The sequence below is a fragment of the Mesobacillus sp. LC4 genome (assembly GCF_053543455.1).
This window is the reverse complement of record NZ_JBGCUB010000004.1, coordinates 422,854-443,485: the sequence shown is the minus strand read 5'-3', so window position 1 is coordinate 443,485 and position 20,632 is coordinate 422,854. Positions and strand designations below refer to the sequence as shown.

General features: G+C 41.7%; 23 protein-coding genes. 7 read left to right on the top strand and 16 right to left on the bottom strand.

What is annotated here, in order from left to right; genetic code table 11:
• Window positions 1-184: 184 nt before the first annotated feature.
• The 7 genes from AB5I83_RS15510 to AB5I83_RS15480 form a co-directional block, all read right to left on the bottom strand.
• Window positions 185-640, bottom strand: a complete 456-nt coding sequence (locus AB5I83_RS15510) for a TlpA family protein disulfide reductase (protein ID WP_448976440.1) — start codon at window positions 638-640, stop codon at window positions 185-187.
• A gap of 69 nt (window positions 641-709) precedes the next feature.
• Window positions 710-1,834 carry an N-acetyldiaminopimelate deacetylase gene (locus tag AB5I83_RS15505; RefSeq protein WP_448976438.1) on the bottom strand — a complete coding sequence of 375 codons (1,125 nt, stop codon included), beginning with the start codon at window positions 1,832-1,834 and terminating at the stop codon, window positions 710-712.
• Between the two features lie 59 nt (window positions 1,835-1,893).
• On the bottom strand, window positions 1,894-2,604 hold the full coding sequence (dapD, locus tag AB5I83_RS15500) for a 2,3,4,5-tetrahydropyridine-2,6-dicarboxylate N-acetyltransferase (RefSeq protein WP_448976437.1): 711 nt from the start codon (window positions 2,602-2,604) through the stop codon (window positions 1,894-1,896).
• A 145-nt stretch (window positions 2,605-2,749) separates the two neighbouring features.
• Window positions 2,750-3,643, bottom strand: coding sequence for a LysR family transcriptional regulator (locus AB5I83_RS15495; protein ID WP_448976435.1), 894 nt, complete (start codon window positions 3,641-3,643; stop codon window positions 2,750-2,752).
• Window positions 3,644-3,784: 141 nt separating this feature from the next.
• Window positions 3,785-5,290: an MDR family MFS transporter gene (locus tag AB5I83_RS15490; protein ID WP_448976433.1), complete on the bottom strand. Its 1,506-nt coding sequence runs from the start codon at window positions 5,288-5,290 to the stop codon at window positions 3,785-3,787.
• A gap of 141 nt (window positions 5,291-5,431) precedes the next feature.
• A complete protein-coding gene (cbpB, locus tag AB5I83_RS15485) occupies window positions 5,432-5,878 on the bottom strand; it encodes a cyclic-di-AMP-binding protein CbpB (protein WP_167831902.1) in 447 nt (148 codons plus the stop codon).
• Between the two features lie 138 nt (window positions 5,879-6,016).
• A complete protein-coding gene (locus tag AB5I83_RS15480; protein WP_041965604.1) occupies window positions 6,017-6,253 on the bottom strand; it encodes a YkuJ family protein in 237 nt (78 codons plus the stop codon).
• A gap of 185 nt (window positions 6,254-6,438) precedes the next feature.
• Between AB5I83_RS15480 and AB5I83_RS15475 the strand changes: the two genes are divergently transcribed.
• Together AB5I83_RS15475 and AB5I83_RS15470 are read left to right on the top strand one after the other, a co-directional pair.
• On the top strand, window positions 6,439-7,401 hold the full coding sequence (locus tag AB5I83_RS15475; protein ID WP_448976430.1) for an MBL fold metallo-hydrolase: 963 nt from the start codon (window positions 6,439-6,441) through the stop codon (window positions 7,399-7,401).
• A 1-nt stretch (window position 7,402) separates the two neighbouring features.
• Window positions 7,403-7,642, top strand: coding sequence for a glutaredoxin family protein (locus AB5I83_RS15470; RefSeq protein WP_448976428.1), 240 nt, complete (start codon window positions 7,403-7,405; stop codon window positions 7,640-7,642).
• Window positions 7,643-7,691: 49 nt separating this feature from the next.
• Here the strand turns inward: AB5I83_RS15470 and AB5I83_RS15465 are convergent, their stop codons facing one another.
• The 3 genes from AB5I83_RS15465 to AB5I83_RS15455 form a co-directional block, all read right to left on the bottom strand.
• A complete protein-coding gene (locus AB5I83_RS15465; protein ID WP_448976426.1) occupies window positions 7,692-8,357 on the bottom strand; it encodes a DUF3993 domain-containing protein in 666 nt (221 codons plus the stop codon).
• Between the two features lie 214 nt (window positions 8,358-8,571).
• Window positions 8,572-8,817, bottom strand: a complete 246-nt coding sequence (locus tag AB5I83_RS15460) for a hypothetical protein (protein ID WP_448976424.1) — start codon at window positions 8,815-8,817, stop codon at window positions 8,572-8,574.
• 75 nt (window positions 8,818-8,892) lie between these two features.
• Window positions 8,893-10,101: an EAL-associated domain-containing protein gene (locus tag AB5I83_RS15455; RefSeq protein WP_448976422.1), complete on the bottom strand. Its 1,209-nt coding sequence runs from the start codon at window positions 10,099-10,101 to the stop codon at window positions 8,893-8,895.
• 198 nt (window positions 10,102-10,299) lie between these two features.
• Between AB5I83_RS15455 and AB5I83_RS15450 the strand changes: the two genes are divergently transcribed.
• The gene (locus AB5I83_RS15450) at window positions 10,300-11,085 is read left to right on the top strand and encodes a C39 family peptidase (protein ID WP_448976420.1); all 786 of its coding nucleotides are present in this window, start codon (window positions 10,300-10,302) and stop codon (window positions 11,083-11,085) included.
• A gap of 89 nt (window positions 11,086-11,174) precedes the next feature.
• Here the strand turns inward: AB5I83_RS15450 and AB5I83_RS15445 are convergent, their stop codons facing one another.
• The gene (locus tag AB5I83_RS15445) at window positions 11,175-11,399 is read right to left on the bottom strand and encodes a hypothetical protein (RefSeq protein WP_448976418.1); all 225 of its coding nucleotides are present in this window, start codon (window positions 11,397-11,399) and stop codon (window positions 11,175-11,177) included.
• A gap of 186 nt (window positions 11,400-11,585) precedes the next feature.
• Here AB5I83_RS15445 and AB5I83_RS15440 point away from each other — a divergent pair, with 186 nt between their 5' ends.
• Window positions 11,586-12,467: a metallophosphoesterase gene (locus tag AB5I83_RS15440; RefSeq protein WP_448976416.1), complete on the top strand. Its 882-nt coding sequence runs from the start codon at window positions 11,586-11,588 to the stop codon at window positions 12,465-12,467.
• Here AB5I83_RS15440 and AB5I83_RS15435 read toward each other — a convergent pair whose 3' ends face one another.
• The gene (locus AB5I83_RS15435; RefSeq protein ID WP_448976414.1) at window positions 12,468-14,585 is read right to left on the bottom strand and encodes a sensor domain-containing protein; all 2,118 of its coding nucleotides are present in this window, start codon (window positions 14,583-14,585) and stop codon (window positions 12,468-12,470) included.
• Between the two features lie 201 nt (window positions 14,586-14,786).
• Between AB5I83_RS15435 and AB5I83_RS15430 the strand changes: the two genes are divergently transcribed.
• Window positions 14,787-15,284, top strand: a complete 498-nt coding sequence (locus AB5I83_RS15430; protein ID WP_167831911.1) for a L,D-transpeptidase family protein — start codon at window positions 14,787-14,789, stop codon at window positions 15,282-15,284.
• A gap of 113 nt (window positions 15,285-15,397) precedes the next feature.
• Entirely contained in the window at window positions 15,398-15,868 is a 471-nt protein-coding gene (locus AB5I83_RS15425; RefSeq protein WP_226644211.1) for a YkyB family protein, read from the top strand.
• A gap of 39 nt (window positions 15,869-15,907) precedes the next feature.
• On the opposite strand, the gene AB5I83_RS15420 is transcribed toward AB5I83_RS15425, so the two are convergent.
• The 3 genes from AB5I83_RS15420 to AB5I83_RS15410 form a co-directional block, all read right to left on the bottom strand.
• Window positions 15,908-16,813 (bottom strand): chemotaxis protein, encoded by a 906-nt coding sequence (locus AB5I83_RS15420; RefSeq protein ID WP_448976412.1) that lies wholly within the window; start codon window positions 16,811-16,813, stop codon window positions 15,908-15,910.
• A 143-nt stretch (window positions 16,814-16,956) separates the two neighbouring features.
• A complete protein-coding gene (locus AB5I83_RS15415; protein WP_448976410.1) occupies window positions 16,957-18,480 on the bottom strand; it encodes a M1 family metallopeptidase in 1,524 nt (507 codons plus the stop codon).
• Window positions 18,481-18,594: 114 nt separating this feature from the next.
• On the bottom strand, window positions 18,595-19,065 hold the full coding sequence (locus AB5I83_RS15410; RefSeq protein ID WP_448976408.1) for a DinB family protein: 471 nt from the start codon (window positions 19,063-19,065) through the stop codon (window positions 18,595-18,597).
• A 139-nt stretch (window positions 19,066-19,204) separates the two neighbouring features.
• Here AB5I83_RS15410 and AB5I83_RS15405 point away from each other — a divergent pair, with 139 nt between their 5' ends.
• A complete protein-coding gene (locus AB5I83_RS15405; protein WP_448976406.1) occupies window positions 19,205-20,347 on the top strand; it encodes an aminotransferase A in 1,143 nt (380 codons plus the stop codon).
• 106 nt (window positions 20,348-20,453) lie between these two features.
• On the opposite strand, the gene AB5I83_RS15400 is transcribed toward AB5I83_RS15405, so the two are convergent.
• Window positions 20,454-20,630 carry a hypothetical protein gene (locus tag AB5I83_RS15400; protein WP_167831916.1) on the bottom strand — a complete coding sequence of 59 codons (177 nt, stop codon included), beginning with the start codon at window positions 20,628-20,630 and terminating at the stop codon, window positions 20,454-20,456.
• Window positions 20,631-20,632 lie beyond the last annotated feature (2 nt).

Below are 20,632 nucleotides of genomic sequence, written 5' to 3'. Positions count from 1 at the left end.
TGCAATCCTTTTGAAGGAAAATGTCCGTTAGAAGTGCTCTATCGGACAAAACTGCAATCCTTTTAAAGGAAAATATCCGTTAGAAGTGCTCTATCGGACATTTTTGCAATTCTTATAAGGAGAATGTCCAATAGAAGCACCATAGGAAAGAATATGTCCTCTAACAATTATAGAATATTCTACTTTATTCTTCCTTTTCCATTTCTTCGAGAACCCGGATCACACGCTTTTCCAGCATCTTCAGCCCGCTTCCGCCCGCCTGGAAATGCCTTAACAGTCCGTTTCTGTCAAAGAGATAGTAAGCAGGGACGTACTGGTTTTCAAAGGCTTCAGTTAAATCAAGGTCATCATCAACGAAGATCGGCTGGGTAATCTGATGTTCTTCTGCAACCTGTTTGATTTCTTCCATATTCTTGTCTTTTTCAGACCGTGGCATATGGACCGACATGACATTCAGTTGATCTTTATACTTGTCACGAAGTTCATTCACCGATGGCATTGCTACCTTGCATAGATGACAGCTGATTGACCAGAAATGGATCAGTGCCGGTTTTTCACCAACCAGCTGTCCTCTAGTAAACTCGCCATTTACCCATTGAGTGGCTCCAGAAATTTCAGGCATAGGCTGGCGCAATCTCATATCGAACACCTCTTTACCAGAATATCAATTTCATCGTTCATTAAAAACGGAATGACAAACTCAGTGATTTTAATTACTTTTATACTCAATATAAGTAGTAAGAAGATCAATTGCAGTCTTAATAGCATCCTCATCCGGATCAAGCTTTGCATGATGAAGTCCATGGTCCGAATTGACACCAAGCCAGAACATGAATCCTGGAATTTCTTTAAGCATATAGCCGAAGTCTTCTCCCGTCATTGCTTCGTTACAAACAATCACGTCGATATTCTCTTTTTCCTCTGCAAATGCGATAAAGTCACGTGCTAATTCTTCATTATTATAGACTTGATGGTACATGGCTCCATAGTCGATCGACGTCCTGCATTGATAGCCGACTTCAACTCCCTTGACCAGTGCCTCGATTCTTTCTTTCACTCTAGCCATAGATTCAACAGACAGTGTGCGAATCGTTCCTTCAAGCCTTGATGTTTCTGCGATGATGTTTTGCACAGTGCCTCCAGTGATTTTGCCAATCGTAATGACAGCACTGTCGAGTGGATCAACATTTCTAGAAACAACAGACTGAAGCTGATTCACGAGAGCACATGCTGCGACGACCATATCATTCGTCTGGTGTGGATAAGCCGCATGCCCGCCTTTTCCCTCAAGGTCAATAAACAATTCGGATGTATTGGCGAAAAGCAGGCCTTCTCGTGTTGCAATCGTCCCTACCGGATATTCAGGAGCAATATGCAGGGCTATGATCATATCAGGCTTCCATTCCTGCATGACCTCAGTCTTAAGCATTGGCTCGGCACCACCTGGCCCTTCCTCTGCAGGCTGGAAAATGAACAGCAAATGGTCATCAATCGGGTGAGCAACGAAATAGGAAATCAATCCAAGAGCTATCGTCATATGAAAGTCATGTCCACATGCATGCATTTGCCCATCGTGGAGGGATTTGAATGCCAATCCGGTTGCTTCAGAAATTGGAAGTCCGTCGATGTCTGCTCTGTAACCAATTGTCTTTTTGGGATTCATTCCATTAACCCTGACAAAAATCCCGGTCTTCCATGTCTTAATTTCCAAGCGCCCTTGGGGAAGTGTGCTTAAATAATCAAGGAGATAAGACTGCGTTTTGAACTCCTTGAACCCCAATTCAGGAATTTGATGCAAATCTCTTCTAATTTTAATGAAAGTATTAAAATCCATCACGTTCTCTCCCTTACTAAAGAAAGCGCGGACCAATATCCACGCTTTCTTTCTCCCTATTAAAGCTGGCGAAGCTCCTGCTTGATTTCAGTTTTTGATTTCGTTTTCTCGTCAATTTCTTTAATGACGCGGGCTGGTGTTCCAGCTACAACTGTGTAAGGAGGCACATCGTCGATTACAATTGCGCCTGCAGCGACTACCGCACCCTTACCTACTGTTACACCCTCAAGGACAACAGCATTTGCGCCGATGACTACATCATCTTCAATAACAACTGGCTTAGCTGAAGGTGGCTCAATGACACCAGCAAGTACAGAACCTGCACCAATGTGGCAGTTCTTGCCGACTGTAGCACGTCCGCCCAGTACAACGTTCATGTCGATCATCGTACCTTCTCCTACGACAGCACCGATATTAATAGATGCACCCATCATGATAACAGCATTGTCGCCGATTTCAACCTGATCCCTGATGATTGCACCTGGTTCAATGCGAGCCTTGATATTCTTCATGTCCAACAATGGAATAGCTGAATTTCTACGGTCATTTTCTACTACATAATCTTCAATCTTAGCCTGGTTAGCTTCGATTGCCGGATTGATTTCAGCCCACTCACCGAAAATAACGCCAGTGTTGCCTGTGATGAACGTCTTGGCATTCTCGCCAAAGTCGATTCCTTCAAGATCACCTTTAATATATACTTTTACCGGTGTTGCTTTTTTGCTATTTTGAATAAACGAAATAATTTCGTTTGCATCCATCATCTTCATAGTGCTTTACCTCCAAATATGTATGATTTGCCTCATTCCGCTTAGGCGTTGCCTAATTAATAACTATCAGCTAAAGCAACGACACGAAAAAACGGCCTTTTCTAAAAATTACTTTAACAAACAAAAGTTTTTAAAACAAGAAAAACTATTTATCGGATTCTTTCGTTTCAACTATATGTTCTTTGACGATATCAATGAAGGCCTGGACTTGCTTCAAACGGAAGGCAGATTCATATCCCAGAAGCCAGGTATCCCTTCCCAAAGGTTCATTATTTTCGTCATGAAGCGGAACTTTAAAAATGTCTTTTTCCGCCCCATTCAGGGTTATTGCCGGAAGGATCGCATAGCCAATGCCGTTGAAGGTCATTTGTTTACAGGTTTCAATCTGGTCAACAATGATGGTTCTTTTTGGCGCTGTCTGGAATTGCCTTAACCACCAATCCTGTATCTCCTGGTAGTAATTCGAATCACTCTTAAATTGAATAAACGGCCTGTCTGTATCCAATACTTGTTCAGGGCTCGTTATTTCCGTATCGACCAAGTACAGGCTGTCCTTGAATAAGTGGATTTTGACTCCCTTCCAGTCTGGCGTGCCCCTTATGATTCCGATGTGCACCTGATCTTCATATAATGCCTTTGAAATTTCACTGCTCCAGCCAGTCACAAGTGATATTTTCGCCTGGGGATAACGGTTCACGTACTTCTTCAGGACTTGCGGCAGCCAATTCTGGCCAACAATAGAGGCAACAGCTATTTTAAGGGTTCCATACACCTCGGAATTTAATGCATGAATGGATTCCCTTGCTTTTTCTTCCCTGGCAATGGTGTCGTTGACAAATTGGATGACGACCTCTCCTGCCGGCGTCAATGTCAGCCCTTTCTGGGAGCGGAGGAATAGCTTCGTACCCCAATCTTTCTCGATTGACTGCAGCCTCTGGGATAAGGCAGGCTGGGAAACAAATAATCTCTCCGCCGCCTTGCGCATATTCATTTCCTGCGCTAGCACAGACAACAGGTGGAATTCTGAAATAGATGACATAACTCGACCTCTTCATAAGTATTTCTTATATTATAAATGAAATTCTTGCCTATTACATTATATATAAAGCTTTCTTCACATTAGCTGATTTTTGACTGAACACATGGAATTTATGAAAAAAGCATAAGAAAAAACTGCAGATCACTCTGCAGTTTCTTCTTTTTTTGGCAAGAATAGGATGAACAGCAAACTGACGATTGCAAAAATGAATACGACAATGTAAACCGAATGAAGAGCATTTGTCAGTGCATCCTGCAGGATTGTTTTCAATTCCATCGGAAGCTTCATTCGTTCTGATTCATTGAGCAGAACATTCGCTGCATCTATCGACAGATCCTGACCTTGTGCTCCATTGGTTTTCATGTAGCTTAAGATGCTGCTATTCAGGACGCCTCCAAGCAAGGCAGCCCCCACTGTGTTGCCAAGGTTTCTCATGAACATATTGGCTGCGGTCGCAATCCCTCTTTGCTGCCAGGCAACAGTGCTTTGGATGGATACAATGAATGCCGTACTAGTAAGACCCATCCCGACACCGACGAAAAACGATCCTGCTGCTGCCCATAAAGGACCAGCTTCAGGTTTCAGGGTAACAAACAAAATACTCCCGAGTATCAACGCTGCACCGCCAAATAAGGAAGTCTTGCGATAGCCGATACTCAAAAGCAGACGCCCGCTTGCAGCGGATGCAATCGGCCATCCTATCGACATCGCCGTCAAGGTGAACCCTGCCACAATCGGTGATCTCTCCATGACTCCCTGGACGAAAGCAGGCAAAAAGCTTGAAATACCAATCAGCATGACACCCGTTGTCAGAGAAGTCATATTGGCAATGAATATCGACCGTTCCCGCCATATATTAAATGGCATCATCGGTTCTTCTGCCCTTCTCTCTTGAAGGATAAAGAGGATCAAGCTCAGGGCGCTAAGGCTGATCAGGCCTATAGTTTTAGGAGATGTCCAAGGCCAATTCGCACCCGCTTCAACCAGGACAATCATCAGCGAACTAATGGCTACTGTAAGGAGAACTGCTCCTGGATAATCAATCTTATGCTTCTTCTTCTCGATATCTTCATGCAGATAAAGCCAGAGGCCTGCGATTGCCAGGATGCCGAGTGGGACATTGATCCAGAAGACATAACGCCAGCTTGCATATTCCACTAGCAAGCCTCCTAGCGCGGGTCCCGATACAGCTGATATGCCCCATACACTGGAGAGATACCCCTGTACCTTCGCACGTTCTTGTTTCGAATAGATATCACCCACAATGGTTGTAGCAATCGGCATGACTGCACCTGCTCCAAAACCTTGTATGAACCGGTAGAGGATCAGCATTTCCATCGTTTCTGCTGTTCCGGATAAAATCGAACCGATCAAGAAGATGATAATACCGAATGTTAAGATTGGTTTCCTTCCAAATAAATCCGATAATTTACCATAGATCAGAACAGTAACTGCGTTCATTAACAAATAAGCAGAGAAAACCCAGCTATATAAGGCAAACCCGCCTAAATCCCCGACGATTGCCGGCATGGCGGTAGAAACAATTGTGCCTTCAACAGCTCCCATAAACATGGCAAGCATGACCGTTGCCAGTACAAATGAGCGTTTTGTTTCCTTCTTGTTCATTTTTTGTTCTGCTTGTCCCATTTACACACCTCTAAAAGAAAAGCGCAAGCGCCTTGCTCAGCCCAGACAAGAGCTGGAGCTGGCCAGTAATCAAAGTATTTAAGTTATTGTTTCTTATAAAGTAAAAAATTCAGCCCCCGAATCCGGGAGCTGCCGTTTTCTCTATTTCTTATTATACCTTTTAACTTGTTTGCTCAATTTCAGCAATACAGTCCGTCTTGTCAGGATACCCTCAAATATACCTGAGTCATCTTCTATGCAGAGAAAGGGGTGATCAACAAGAAGGTCTAATGAGGATATAAGAGTTGAGTGGATGTTGATTCTGGGTATTTTCGTATTCATGGCTTCTTCTACTCGTTTCCTCTCAAGCTGCTCAAACTCGATTCTTTCAAGGCCGAGAATGGAATCCATTATGATTGGTGTACTGATTAAACCCATTAGACGATAATGAGGATCTAGGACGGGAATCGCAGTGTACCCGCTTTTCGTTAGAACAAGCAGTGCATGCTCCAGGCTATTGCCAACTTGGACATGGGCTACGCGTTCAGAAGGAATCATCAGGTCTTTAATTGACACTTCCAAAAACTCACCGCTGTAAAGACTAATCATGGCGAAAACTCCCTAAAATGGATTTCTTATTTCCTTACCATTTTATCACAAAATGGATGAAGAGGCTTTTATTAAGTTTACTGCTGATAAGCGAGGATATAAAAAGGGACCGCAAATGGGTCCCATTGTCATGATGGATTACTGAATAAGATCAAAAATCTCGATCGTAATCATATCAATATTGTCGAATTGGTATTTCTTAGGCTTTTCCTTGTCAGTGTATACTTCCAATTCGTATGTTTCCGTTTTTGGATGGTATGTAACCTGACATTTACGCTCTCCATTCACTTCAAAAAAGCGTTGAGCAGGTTCTCCTCCATTGGACTGCTCTTGCAGATTCTTCAAACGAGTGACTATTCCCTGAAGCTGTGACATTATGCTCCCTCTCCTTTCAAAACAAAAACCAATAACTTATAAATAGATTTTGCAATTGGCCTATTTATATCCATGTAAAATGATTTCAGAATTTTCTATACACAATTCTTTACATGTCAATATTAACAGAATAAAATAATGTCAGACGATGTACAAGTAAAAGCTTTGAGAAAAGGAGTGATTTTTTGAAAAAACCTGTGCAGCTAACCGAAAATGTCTTTCTTATTGATGATTTTGATCTAAGTATGCCAGAACGCACCGGTACATACGTATTAACAGAGGATAAGGTGACGCTTATCGAAACTTCAGCAAGCCCGTCCATTCCCCACATCCTTGAAGGCTTACAAGCACTGGGGATATCACCTGGTGAAATTTCCTACATCATCGTGACACATATACATCTCGACCATGCAGGCGGTGCCGGACTGATGGTACAACACTGCCCGAACGCTAAGGTAATCGTACATCCCAAGGGTGCAAGGCATCTGGCTGATCCTTCCAGATTGATTATGGGAGCTAAAGCTGTTTATGGTGAAAAGTTTTCGGAACTTTTTGACCCCATTGTTGCCATTCCGGAAGATAGCCTGATGATTAAAGATGATGGTGAAACACTAAAATTAAGCGAGAAGCTTACCCTGAAGTTTTTTGATACTCCAGGCCATGCCAACCACCACTTCAGTATCTATCATCCGCTTTCTAACGGAATCTTCTCTGGTGACACCGCCGGTATTTTCTATCCTCAGCTTGACCGCGAAGGCATCGAATTCTACCTGCCTACGACTTCACCTAACCAGTTTGATCCTGAAAAGATGCTGCAATCCATCAGCACATTTAAAGCACTAGAAATAGATCGGATTTATTTCGGACACTATGGAATGTCCGAAAATCCTGCCGAGGCATTCAGGCAAGTGGAGAGCTGGCTTGAAGTTTTCGTTGAAGAAGCAAAACATGTTATCTTGGAAGAAAGACATCCGCAAAAGCAAGTTGATCAGATTACACTAAGGCTCTATGATAAAATTAAAACCCACTTGACCCAACGAGGGCTGGCTGACAATCACCAAATCTATGAACTGCTATACCTTGATGTCAATGTCAGTGCCATGGGGCTTGCACATTATTTGAACAAAAATACCGGAGGAACCAAATAAAATGAACGACATCATTGTTTACACCCAGAACGATTGCCCGCCCTGCCAAATAATAAAAATGTTCTTAAAGGAATTCGGTTTTTCATACACAGAGAAAAATATTAGCCTGGATGACAAAAGCAAGCAGGAGCTCACCCAAACTTACAACTCCTATTCGACACCAACCATTGTGATTGGCCAAGAAGTCATCACGGGGTTTGATTTGGAAAGGTTGAAGAAAGTTTTGGATATCCAGGAATAGCCCACAAAAAGGAAAAGCGTGAAATCTAAGCTGATTTCACGCTTTTTCTTTATAACAACCCGAACAATATTGTCCTGTTTTCATTCCGGAAAATAACGCCTAACTCCATGAATGTCTTTAGCATGGAGAAATTTGGTCCGAATACGATTTCCCCAATCATTTCACCGTCTTTATTGTCAGCTTCTGCAGCCTGTTTCAGTTCCTTTGCCTTTTCCGGGTAAGCTTTGTCGATTACCTCCTGAGGAACTTCATCATAGAGGTAATCAGCGACCTTCCAGCTACCATCATTCTTTACAAGCTTCAACCCTTCATAATGATCCTCATAACTTACTGGTCCCTCCGCATTGCCAGGAACAAATTCGACTACATAAATTTCATTTTCCAAATCCACTACCTTTGTCTTTTCTGAAAAAGCGTAAAATGGAATGTAATAAGGAGCGAAATCTGTTCCATACGTCAGGTATTCATTTTCTTGTCCTACCACATTTTCATCAATGAATCGGGACTTGTAGTCTTCTGTAAAATAAGGATCCAATACTGCTTCAATTTCTTCCATTGTCCTGGCCTTCTCACTTAAGGATACTTGTGAATCAAAGGCTTTTCCGAGGAATGCAAAGACGTCTTTTCTTCCATCCAAATCCGAATTGGCATACGCATTGGCAGGCAAGATTAACAAAAAGGATAACAAAAATAATAGCTTTAACCGCTTGTCCATTTTCTCCCCTCCTCCATGATGACTAGTAAATACAATTTTACCAACATTTACCCTATTTGATTACGAAATTCATTCGTAAAATAACTTCAGCATCTGACACAAAATCTGATGAACATTATCAATTTACCCTCATCTGACTCGAACTAACGCAAAAGTTAAAAAAATTGTAGTATTATCAGGAACTTCACAAAAAAAATAACCCCCGCTTTGGAGGTTAATATCCAGTTCCTGTGGTCACGGCATAATAAACGACGAACAACAGGGCGATGGAAATGACGACTATATAGGTTAAAAAAATCGGGTTGCGGATGTAAGCATGCTCCTGGACAGCCCCTGGGGCCTGTGAATCTAGGTTGCCATGAGCCCTTTTCTGTCCTTTACCGAAAGACCAAGTATAGAAAAGGCCGGCAACCAGAACCCCTGCCCCTGCCAATAAGAGCATTGTTGTATATATACTCATATTAAATCCCCCTTTATAGAAGGCTGTATATATAAATTGCACATTTTTGAAATAGGCTATGCGCTGTCCTGTTTGTCAAAATAACCCTTCCCGTTCATTAAGAAAAGATGCACTTAAATCCACAAATAAAAATTCTTCTCCATTCAATGGAAGCGAAAACGTCCGTATTACCTCCCCTGTTTCAATATCACTGTATCGGTCTGACAGGATTCCCTTTCTCCCTGTTCTCATCCTTATGATGTTCTCAAGAAAATAGGGTCTCCAGCTCCAGTTCTTATTCATGTATATTGGCTGGAGCACCCATTCTCCACCTGTTTTATAAAGGTTAGGTGATAACTGGAATCCGTCTTCATCACATATATACATTCTGAATGCAATTCCATCGAGGCTGGTACCAAGAGACATCAGGAACTCACTTGGATTCTGCCCTTTTTTATTGCGGCTGATCAGTTCCTGGAACTTAGTGTTCAATTCGATTCGTAAATCAAAAAATGAGTGAAGCCGTTTCTTCTCGGATAAAATAAACCCATGTATTTCTGACTTTATTTTTTCCTTAAGAACATCCTTTTCCACCAAGATACTCTGAGGTTTTCTCAGATAAAACCCTTGATAGAACCTGCCTCCGTTCTTCCAGGCAAACTGCAGCTGATACGGAGTTTCAATGTTTTCAAACAGGAGCGTCGCGCCAATTTTGCGGGCAAGGATGGCTAAAGAGTGAAGGACGTCAAGATAAGCAGGGCCTGTATTATTTGACCTTAGAGAGGACATATCAATTTTGAGGATTTCAGGTTCTATACCAGCTATTCGCTCAAAGTAGCTGCCTTCGCTGCCAACTTGTGCCATCGCAATTTTAATCCCAAAAGATTTGTAGTAATTGATGAGATGCTCTATAGTGCTCTGGACATTGGGGTCAGATATTTCAAGAACGATTTGGTCAGGTCTTATCCCCTGTTCATGAAATGAAAGGAGCAATTGCAAGAACCCCTCTCCATCATCCACCATCAATAAACCAGCATCTTTGTTGACAAACCAAAGAAGATCCTTGTCACCAGAACGGGAAGCTGTTTCCATCGCTTTGGAAAAAACAACGTTTTCTACCTCAATCCGGTACTCTTCAGGAACTGTATCATCCTGAAAAAAAGGTCCCAGACTAATTTCATCATCCCCGCTAATAAAACGGCCTAAAATTTCATATCCAATGACTTTATGCTCCTCCGCATTGAAGATTGGCTGAAAAAATGGGACGACATGTTCTAGGTCGGTTAAAATATCAAGAGCATCCAATTCTAACTGAAACCTCCCCCAACATCTTCAAAATGTGTATCTTACCATTGTTTATATTTCATTTCATATCATTAATTTGATATGAACGATTTTACCATAATATGAGTATTCCCTCAGTTATACTGTTTCCATTTTCCTTATGTTATAAAATCCGCATTTTGACTAAAAATATATATAAGCTTATGGAAGGATGATGACATGAAGAAGTGGCTTTTCATCGGCATTCTTCTTCCATTGCTTGGATGCAGCCACGGCTCGCCCGCCGAAAACGTATCACGAACTCAACAGAGCAAAAATGATCCCATCATGATGGAAAGTCCTGAGGCAATTCAGGAAATGGCGGTCCCAAACCCTATTCAGAAACAAGACCAACAGCAACAGAGGAAAACCAATGCGTTATTGAACGTACCCTTGATAAAACAAAATCCAGAACTGAAGTATGGATGTGAAGTGACCAGCCTGGCAATGATGCTTAAATATGCCGGAGCTGAAACGGATAAAATGAAGCTTTACACGGAAATACAAAAAGATCCTGATCCTTTAAAAAGATCAGCAAGTGGAGATATATTGAGCTGGGGCAATCCAGCTGAAGGTTTCGTTGGAGATATGACAGGAAAAAGAGCCGGCTATGCAGTCTTCGATAAACCAATGGTTGATTTAATCAATCATTATTTACCAGGAAGAGCAGTAAACTTGACCGGAAAAGACTTCGAACATGTTCTTGACCATGTTTCCTCTGGTTATCCTGTCGTTGTGTGGACTACTGGTGACTACAGGCTGCCAGATCGCTGGGAATCATGGACACATGGCAATGAGGTAATCAAGACGCCACTGGACTTGCATGCGGTTGTCCTGGTTGGTTTCAATGAAACCACAGTCTACCTGAATGACCCCCTATCCGGTCGGAAACAGGTCCCAGTAAACAAAAAAAGCTTTATTGAAACCTGGAAAGTGATGCAGTCAAGAGCAGTCAGTTACCGATAATGAAATGATAAGGCTGGATATCATTCCGGCCTTGTCTTTGTTTTTTCATATTTTAAAACCTTCATGCACATTGGTAATATCCTGTCCTCTTAGTTTTCCCTCCTCTTTTTCACAAGCACTCGGTGAAGGTTTGAAAGGGAATGGACGATGGTCCTTTTCTTGTGGAATCCTTTAGCGTTTGCACTTACGCCATTAAACACGGCTACTGCATTTCCCGATGTTCCTAAATAGTTAAATCCGTAAACAAACACCTTAATATATCCATTTTTTGCGGGAATAAAGATCATTTCCATCCTAGTATCATAATCGACCAACAATCACACCTCGATTTCCGATTCACTATAATAGGTTTGTCATATTTCCTTTCTCTTCCCTTATGTCATAAATTGAAAACACCCTAATATCATCATTAGAGGACACTTCCCTAAAATGGCACTTCTATTTTCCAGGTATGTTTGCTAGTATAGTAGAGAAAATTCGGAGATAGGTTGGTATTTTTCATGTCTGAACAAATCACTCGGAGGACTTTTATCAAAAGGGCAGTTGGAACGGTATTAACGGCTGCAGGCCTTGGCACAGGGGGCTATTTTTATGCTCGAGAAGTTGAACCTCGCATGCTAGATATTACACACCATACTATAAAAAATGCCGCATTGCCTTCCGGGTTTGATGGCATTAAGCTTGTTCAATTCAGCGATACTCATATAGGGTTTCAGTATACAATGGAACAGCTGCAGCAATTGATAACCAAAATTAATAAGCTTCGCCCTGATTTGATTGTTTTCACAGGGGATTTACTTGATGACCCGCGACACTTCACTGAAAAAACCAAGATTATTTCCATGTTGAACAGTTTGAAAGCTCCTATGGGGAAGTTTGCCGTATACGGTAACCATGACCACGGGGGATATGGGTCCAATCTTTATAAACAAATAATGGAACAATCAGGATTCACTTTATTACTTAACCATTCAGCCAACATCACACTTCTTGATGGCAGTTCGTTATGGATTGCCGGTATCGATGATGCCATGCTCGGCAAACCTGATTTGAAGGCGGCCATGGCCAATATTCCAAATAACTCATATACGATTCTTTTATCGCATGCCCCTGACAAAGCAGAAGAAGCTGCACATTTCCCGATTCAATTGCAGCTAAGCGGTCATAGCCATGGCGGCCAGATTCAAATCCCTTTTTACGGCCCGCTGGTCACTCCGCCTTTTGCCGAGAAATATGTGGAAGGTTTTTATACAACAGGGCCCCAAAGCTCTCTCACTCTATACGTGAATCGCGGACTTGGAACGACCAGGCTCCCGTTCAGGTTCTTATCTCAGCCTGAACTTGCCGTTTTTACCTTTAAAAGCGAAAAAACAAGCAGCTGATCAGCTGCTTGTTTTTGATTTCAAGATGATCTTTTCCTCTGCTTCTAGGGCCTTCAATGGTCTGGCGAAAAAGAAACCCTGTGCCTTTTCACAATCAGCATTTATTAGGAAGTCAACCTGACTCTGCTCCTCGACCCCTTCAGCAATCACTTCCATGCCTAAACTGTTGCCCAGGTGGATGATCGTCGTGATGATCGCGGCATCCTTTCCATTGTACTTGATATCCCTTATGAAGCTTTGATCAATTTTCAGTACATCAATCGGGAACTGTTTCAGATAACTAAGAGATGAGTAGCCAGTACCAAAGTCATCTACCGATATTTTAATCCCTAGCTCCTTCAACCGCTTCAGGATCGGAATCGTTTCTTTTGTATCCTGCATGGCGCCTTCGGTAATTTCAATTTCCAAGAGAGATGGATCAATATGATGCTTCTCGATCGAACTCTTGATGATCCTCACTAAATCGAGCTGCATGAATTGCTTAGGAGATATATTGATAGCAATCCTGATTGGCTTTCCCGCTTTGTCTGCCCACTCCCTGATTTGTCGGCATGCCTCTTCAATGACCCAGTTCCCTATCGGGATAATCAAACCCGTATCCTCTGCGAGCGGGATGAATTCGGCCGGTGAAATAAAGCCTAACTCATTGTTGTTCCAACGCAGCAATGCTTCGAAGCTTGATATTTCATTCGTAACTAAATTGATTTGCGGCTGATAAAAGAGTTCCAGTTCATCACGTTCGATTGCCTTTCGCAAATGAGCTTCGAGTGCTATGATATTCACCCCGGTAGACTGCATATCCGACCGATAAAATTGATAGTGGGCCTTTCCTTTTTCTTTGACACTATACAAGGCTTCATCAGCATGCTTAATCAGTGATTCTGCATCCTTACCATCATTCGGAAAAAGGCTGATCCCAATACTCGGTGTAATGTAATACTCCTGGGAATTGAAATAAAAAGATTCATTGAATCTCAATAATACTTTTTGCGCAAACTCTCCAGCACCATGCCTGCCTGTTTTATCAAGGACAATGATAAATTCATCGCCGCCCTGTCTGTAAACCGTACAGTTTTCTTTTTGGATATCGATTAACCGATCAGCTACTTGCTTCAGGATCAGGTCACCAACAAGATGTCCCAGCGTATCATTCAAGTACTTGAAACGGTCTATATCCAGAAACAGAAGGGCAAACTCAGCTTTTTGCATTTCTACATTCTTAACAAGACGATCCAGATGATCCAAAAGCGCACGCCTGTTGCGCAAACCTGTCAGCTGGTCATGGAATGCCATGTACTTAATCAGTTCCGTGCTTTTCGACTGCTCGGAAAGATCACGAATGATGATGTACATACCCTTTATTTCGGAATGGATCACGATGGGAATTGTCTTCAGGTGGACCGTCAGGAATTTACCTTTTCGGTGCATAAACCGGCAATCAAGCGATTCCTTTGAATTACCCAATTTTGTATCGGATAAGACATCCTTAAAAGTCTGCAAATCACTATCACATATCAAGCTACCGATTTTTTTAGACTTAAGCTGTTTGACAGTATAGCCTGTCAATAAATGTGCTGCGGGGTTGACATCAAGAATCTTCCCATTTAAATCAACAGAAAAGACAGCATCCAGATTATGGTCAATAAGCGAGCGATACCGTTGCTCACTATCAATCAATCTATTCTTTTCCCTGAAAATCTCTGTCATATCCCTTGTGATCGCTACAACATATTGAACTTCCCCATCTGCAGCCTTAATCGGGGTCAAAAGTGTCTCGGCAAAAACCAGCCTGTCGTTCTCCAAACCTACCTCATCGTGGAAAACAACCTCCACTCCCTCTTTAACCGTCTTCATGTATTGTTTCTTCAAGGGTTGCAGATGGTTCTGAGGCAAAACTTCATCCATCGTCCTGCCAATATCATGAGGAGCCATCCCGGCGTGGAGCAGCCCGTTCTCATTGGCAAATAAATAACGGAATTGGTTACCAGGTTCGACCTTCATAATAAAAACAAGGTCCTTCACATGTTTAAAAATGATATCTGAAATCATCTGTTCTATTTTTTCGGAAGCAGGTTTGCTCCTTCGTTTAGTTATTCTTGATTGCTTGATCTGATTCATCTAACCATCCTCATTCCAGAAGTACAATAGTACCTGGCTCATGACTTGGAACTAGTTTTATATTCCCATTTTACCTTTTAAAATAAGGAAAAACGATACTATTTTTTAAAAATTACAATATTTCGCTAAAAAACGACATTTCACAGCCGCGAGGAGCCCTCTCCTATTACTCAGCATAGACTGCATAGAGGAGGAGATTCTATGTATCATATTGTTAAAAGAGGCGAAACGCTCGCAGTGATTGCCGCAAACTATCGCAGACCATTTCAGCAAATACTTGGAGCTAACCCCAGTATTACAAATCCCGCGCTGATATATCCTGGCCAACGAATCCTGATTCCGGGACTCCCTGACCCTGCTTCAATCCCTTTCTCAATCTCGGTATCATTGAGCGGTAAGAGGCTTACACTTTATCGTTCCGGCAGACAAGTGAAAACTTATCCGGTCGGTATTGGAAAAATGCTGACGCAAACTCCTGTTGGTGAATTTGTGATTGTGAACAGGGAACCTAATCCCGGCGGCCCATACGGCGTCATGTGGCTGTCATTATCGAAGCTCGGTTATGGCATACATGGTACAAACAATCCCGCATCGATTGGCAAGGCCGTTTCGAAGGGATGTATTCGCATGCATAATAAGGATGTACTAGAGTTGGCAAGGCAAGTACCGAATGGAACCAGAGTAACGATCACACGATAGTCCTGCATCCGAAGGCTACTATTTCTCAATCAGCCAAATAAAGGGTATAATGGTATTAGGCGATTAAAAGCCTTGTAAAAACATTGCTTTAATAATGAAAGGAGCCTAAACCATTGTATAACGAAAGGAACAAGATCCCCCAACTCCGTCCAACGATTGAGAACCTCTCACAAGCAATCTTCACTGTGAATCGTCATGCCAAGACTGCTCCAAACCCAAAATTTTTATATCAGTTAAAACATGATGCGATTAAAAAGATGCTGCAAGAAGGCAAAGCTAAAAAAACCGGGCTTCACTTTTCCAACAACCCGAGAAACAGCCAGCAGCAATCAGACGTCCTAGTTGTTTGCGGTCAATATACCTTCCATATCCCGCCGACTAAACAGGATTTCGAGCAGCTCCCTCATTTAGGAAAGCTTGATCAGTCAGTGAGGAATCCACGTGCTTCCATTTCATTGACTAGTGCAAAAAGGTTATTGTCAACCTACACAGGCTTGAAGGAATCCACCGAGACCAATGCAGCCGGCAAGACGAGGAAATATGCCAAACCAGTATTCAAAAAGCTTGGAGAGCGTTACCCTTAAAAGAAAGCTGGAAACCAGCTTTCTTTTTTGTTACTCAGCCTATAAAATCAACTCATCAATTTTCAGGACCAGTTCACTGATCTCCGGCTTGCTAATCTGGGCATCCGCTCCCACAACGCTGCCCTTGTGGCGCAATTCATTTGTGATAAGAGATGAAAAAATAATGACAGGCAGTTTTTCAAGGATATGATGCTCTTTGATTCTTTTTGTGAGATGATGTCCATCCATCTGCGGCATCTCTATATCTGTGATGACAAGCTGTACTGCCTCTGAAAAGACTTCTTCATTTTCCGCAAGGTGTTCAAGGTATGTAATCGCGTCCTGGCCATTTTCAAAGAATTCAAGGTACTGGAATCCAGCTTCAGTTAGGGTCTCGTGCAGCATTTTCCTTAACATGGCCGAATCTTCGGCAATCACGATTCTTTTCATAGAGCGTTCTCTTGGACCAAGTTTTTTGACATCACTCACCTTGATTCCAGATTCAGGATTGATTTCAAGAAGGATTTTTTCAAAGTCCAGAAATAGGACCATATCTCCACCAAGCTTTATTACTCCGATTATTTGGCTCTCTTGCCCCTGATACATGTCTGACGGCTTTTCTATTTGAGTCCAAGAGATGCGGTGGATTTGTGAAACCGTATGGACATGGAAAACAGTCTTCTGCTGATTGAATTCTGCAACGATGAACTTATCCTGCTGCGGATTCGTCGATTCCTGAAGTCCTAACGCCGCTGCGACATTGATGACTGGCAACACTTCGCCCCTTAACTCCATGATTCCTTCCACATACGGATGGGCGTTCGGAATCACCACTACCGGTACAGGGTTGAGAATTTCTTTGACTTTCATGACATTTATCGCAAATTTATTCTGGCCAATGCCAAATTCGACAATTTCAAGTTCATTCGTGCCTGATTCTAATAAAATACTATTATCATTCATCATGCTCTTCCTTCACTATATAAAATAAGTACCATATACCTATTATCGGCTATTGAAAATGAACTGTTTAGCTGAAATAAAAGCGACACTATAAAACCCTCTATTAGAACTCAAAAAGGGCACTCATATGAATGCCCAATCTTCATCTATTCGTAGGAAATCCATTCCTGAAAGAATTGATCATCATTTATTTTGAAATAGGATTTGGTAAAACGAATCCATTCAGCTGTATCAACCGCTTGATAAGAATAAAGTTCAACATATTTACTCAAATAGTCGAATGCCTCTTTTTCCCCACCTGTAAGCTCCCAAAGCTTCAAAGGAGGTATTTCATAATTTGCTCCCATAAAGCCTCCATTTAGATATTCATGCAAAGGCAGATGAGCGAGTGCGGTCGTTCTTGCTGCATGTTGTTCCGCAAATGCAAAGGTCTCTTCGGGTGTTTTTTTGTCATGTCCGATTAAAAATAGGTAGGTGGCAAAATTCGTTAAGCCTTCATCAATAAACACATCATAGTACGGATCATTGTTAACAGTTCCATAGAACCATTGGTGTGCTATTTCATGGATAAGCGCAAAATATTGTGAACCTCTTCCTTCATCTTTATGCCCTTCATTAAATGGACCGATTGTCACAATCCCAGGGTATTCCATCCCACCTTCGTCCGCTATGATATCAATCTGTTTTTGTGGATATGGAGAGAGTTTGGCGGAAAAATAGTTTAATGCATCAACAGATTTCTCCAGTATTTGTTTTAGGCTTTCTGTAGAAGCCACTCCTGCCACTCTCACTTCAACCTCTCCAGCGGTTTGTTGAACTACTTCCATATTCTTGGTTAAAGCCATGTAAAACTCTTTCACATTTTGAGCTTCAAGTTCACCACTGGCAGAAGGAGTAGCAGGGTCATTATCCGCTGTACTCAGAACCATATATTCTTCTGGCAGGCTATATCTCACCTTAAAATCGCTATAATCCGTAAAATAAGATTCACCTGATACAATGTAATCTTCTTTTCTCCATCCAGAGTGATAGGTTGCGAGCATAGGATACCACTCAGCCAAATAGATATTGTTAAAATTGTTTGATAAACGGAATCCAAACTTTGGGACAGTTAATGTATACCTTACCGTAACCGATCTTTCCTCCCCTGGTTTAAAGCTCTCTTCAAGAGGAAGATACAGTGTATCATGGTCTAACAGATAATCGACTTTGTCCCCGTCGATTTCAATAGTGCTAATAGATACCTCTGCAGCATCTTCCAAGGATTCAGGCTTATTTTCCTCCGTGAATGCGTTTGGTATAAAATAAAACACTATTTCATTCCACTCATCTTTGGAGGTGTTTTCTACCTTCACTTCAGCAGACACTGTAAACTTTTCATCGGAATCCATTGTTAAATCAAGATTGTAGGTTGCTTTATTTTCGTTTTGTATTGGATCTGGCTTAAAGTTGGAAATGGAATCATCAGGTCCCCCCTTTACGATCTTTCTCTGGGCAGCCTTGGGGTATTCAGGTATTCCAACTATCTTTTTCTCAACAGATGTTTCCTTGCTTACATGTTCCTTTCCTAAACGAGCTTTTTGCTCTTTTTTTTCCTGTAAAGTATTTGGAGTATGACTGCATGCAGATATCAAAGTTATTGCTAATAAGAACATCATCACCCTTTTCATTTTTACTCCCCTTTTTTATGTATGTATTTCTATTAATTCCACACATATCCAAAATATTCCTAAACTATTCAATAAAAAAACAAACCGAAAATTCGGTTTGTCATGTTCAAAATATTAAACCAGTGTCTTGCCTAATACCTGATTGACTTGCTTTTGGTGGTGAAGGTCATGCTGGATGAAGTCTTCAAAGTATGTCCCTATTGTCAGCTGGTGATTGGAGATCCTAAATGATACGGCCAACTTCTCACTGTCCATTTGGTCCAGCATTTCACGATAAACTTTTCGTATTGCCAGAAGTTCATCCAAAACTTGCTCTTTTGTGGCCGTATTTTCTGCATATTCACGAGCACGGTCATTAACACCCTGAAAATCAGGATAGGAAGGCAGATCAGCTCCTTCTTTAAAATAAGGGAATCTCTCTTTTAATGAGTATTGATCCCAGAGAAGCAAATGCGCTACAACCGCTGCAACAGACCACTTTCCCTCTCCCAGAGGCATATTCCACTCCGCGTCCGATAGTCCTTTTAGTGAATGGATCCATCCATCAAATTCTTTATAATGTGCTTTCATTTGTTCCAAGTTCAATCAAACCACTCCTTTTGGTTACTCCATTAATAATATTCTACACTTTATTGAATTTACCTCTTTGTTTAAGGCGACGATTTTTACACCTTTGGAGGTCATCATGGTAAAATAATGATATGCAATCGGAGGGATGAAAGAAGTGGAACATTTAATTAACGATAGAGTAAAGAGTATTGAAATTTCGGGAATCCGGAAATTCTTTAATATGGTGGCAGATGTTGAGGGCATGGTATCACTGACTATAGGCCAGCCTGACTTTCCGACACCTGAACATGTCAAAGAAGCTGGCAAGAACGCAATAGATGAGAACATCACTACATACACTCATAATGCTGGACTGATCCAGTTAAGAAAAGCGGCAGCTGATTTTTATCGAAAAAAATATAATGTAGATTATTCGGCCGAACATGAAGCGATCATTACAGTTGGCGCGAGCGAGGCTATCGATATAACTTTCAGGACCATTCTTGAAGAGGGATGTGAAGTCATCATCCCCGGTCCTGTTTACCCAGGGTATGAACCAATCATTAAGCTATGTGGTGCCAAACCAGTCTATGCGGATATCAGGAATACACAATTTAAGATGACTGCAGAACTGATCGAAGGTTTGATTACTGATAAAACAAGATGTATCGTCCTTCCCTATCCATCGAATCCTACAGGAGTCAGTTTGAATGAGGAGGAGCTGCAAGAAATAGCCCAGCTGCTAAAGGACAAGGACATCTTTGTACTTGCCGATGAAATATACAGTGAGCTTGTTTACGAGCAGCAGCATATTTCCATTGCCCAGTTCATGAAAGAAAAAACAATTGTCATTAACGGTCTTTCCAAATCCCACTCAATGACCGGATGGCGGATAGGCATGCTTTTTGCACCTGAATATCTTGCAGAACATATCTTGAAAGTGCATCAATACAATGTGACATGTGCAACTTCGATTTCGCAAATGGCTGCATTAGAGGCTTTGACAACCGGGATTGATGACGCATTGCCGTTGAAAAAGGAGTATGCTTCAAGAAGGGATTATGTTTTCAACAGACTGCAGTCAATGGGTCTTGAGGTAATCAAGCCTGATGGCGCATTTTACTTTTTTGTCAAAAACCCAGTATCCAATATTTCATCATTCGATTTTTGCATGAATTTGGTCAATGAAGCCAAGTTGGCAGTCGTTCCAGGAAGTGCTTTTTCTGCATATGGAGAGGGATATTTCCGCCTTTCCTACGCATACTCAATGGACACGCTAAAAGAAGGACTTGACCGTTTGGAAAAGTATTTGAACTAAAAGGAAAGCCGTTCCTGCTTTGGAACGGCTCAGACTGTAGTTGAACTCGATGAAAATCGTGTTTGCCTGCAGTCTTTTTTGGATTGGTACAAGCAATAAGGGATATTTACCCCTTGTATTTCCCGTTATTCTTTGGAGCTTTCTCTTTTTTCGCCTTATCCTTGTGAATCTTATTTGTCGCTGCACTGCCAATCTCATGTGAGAATTCAGAATCGATGACAGCAGAGTCGAACCCTTTTTTGTTCTTTTGCTGCGGGTCATTCTTTTTCGTCCTTTTAGCCATAG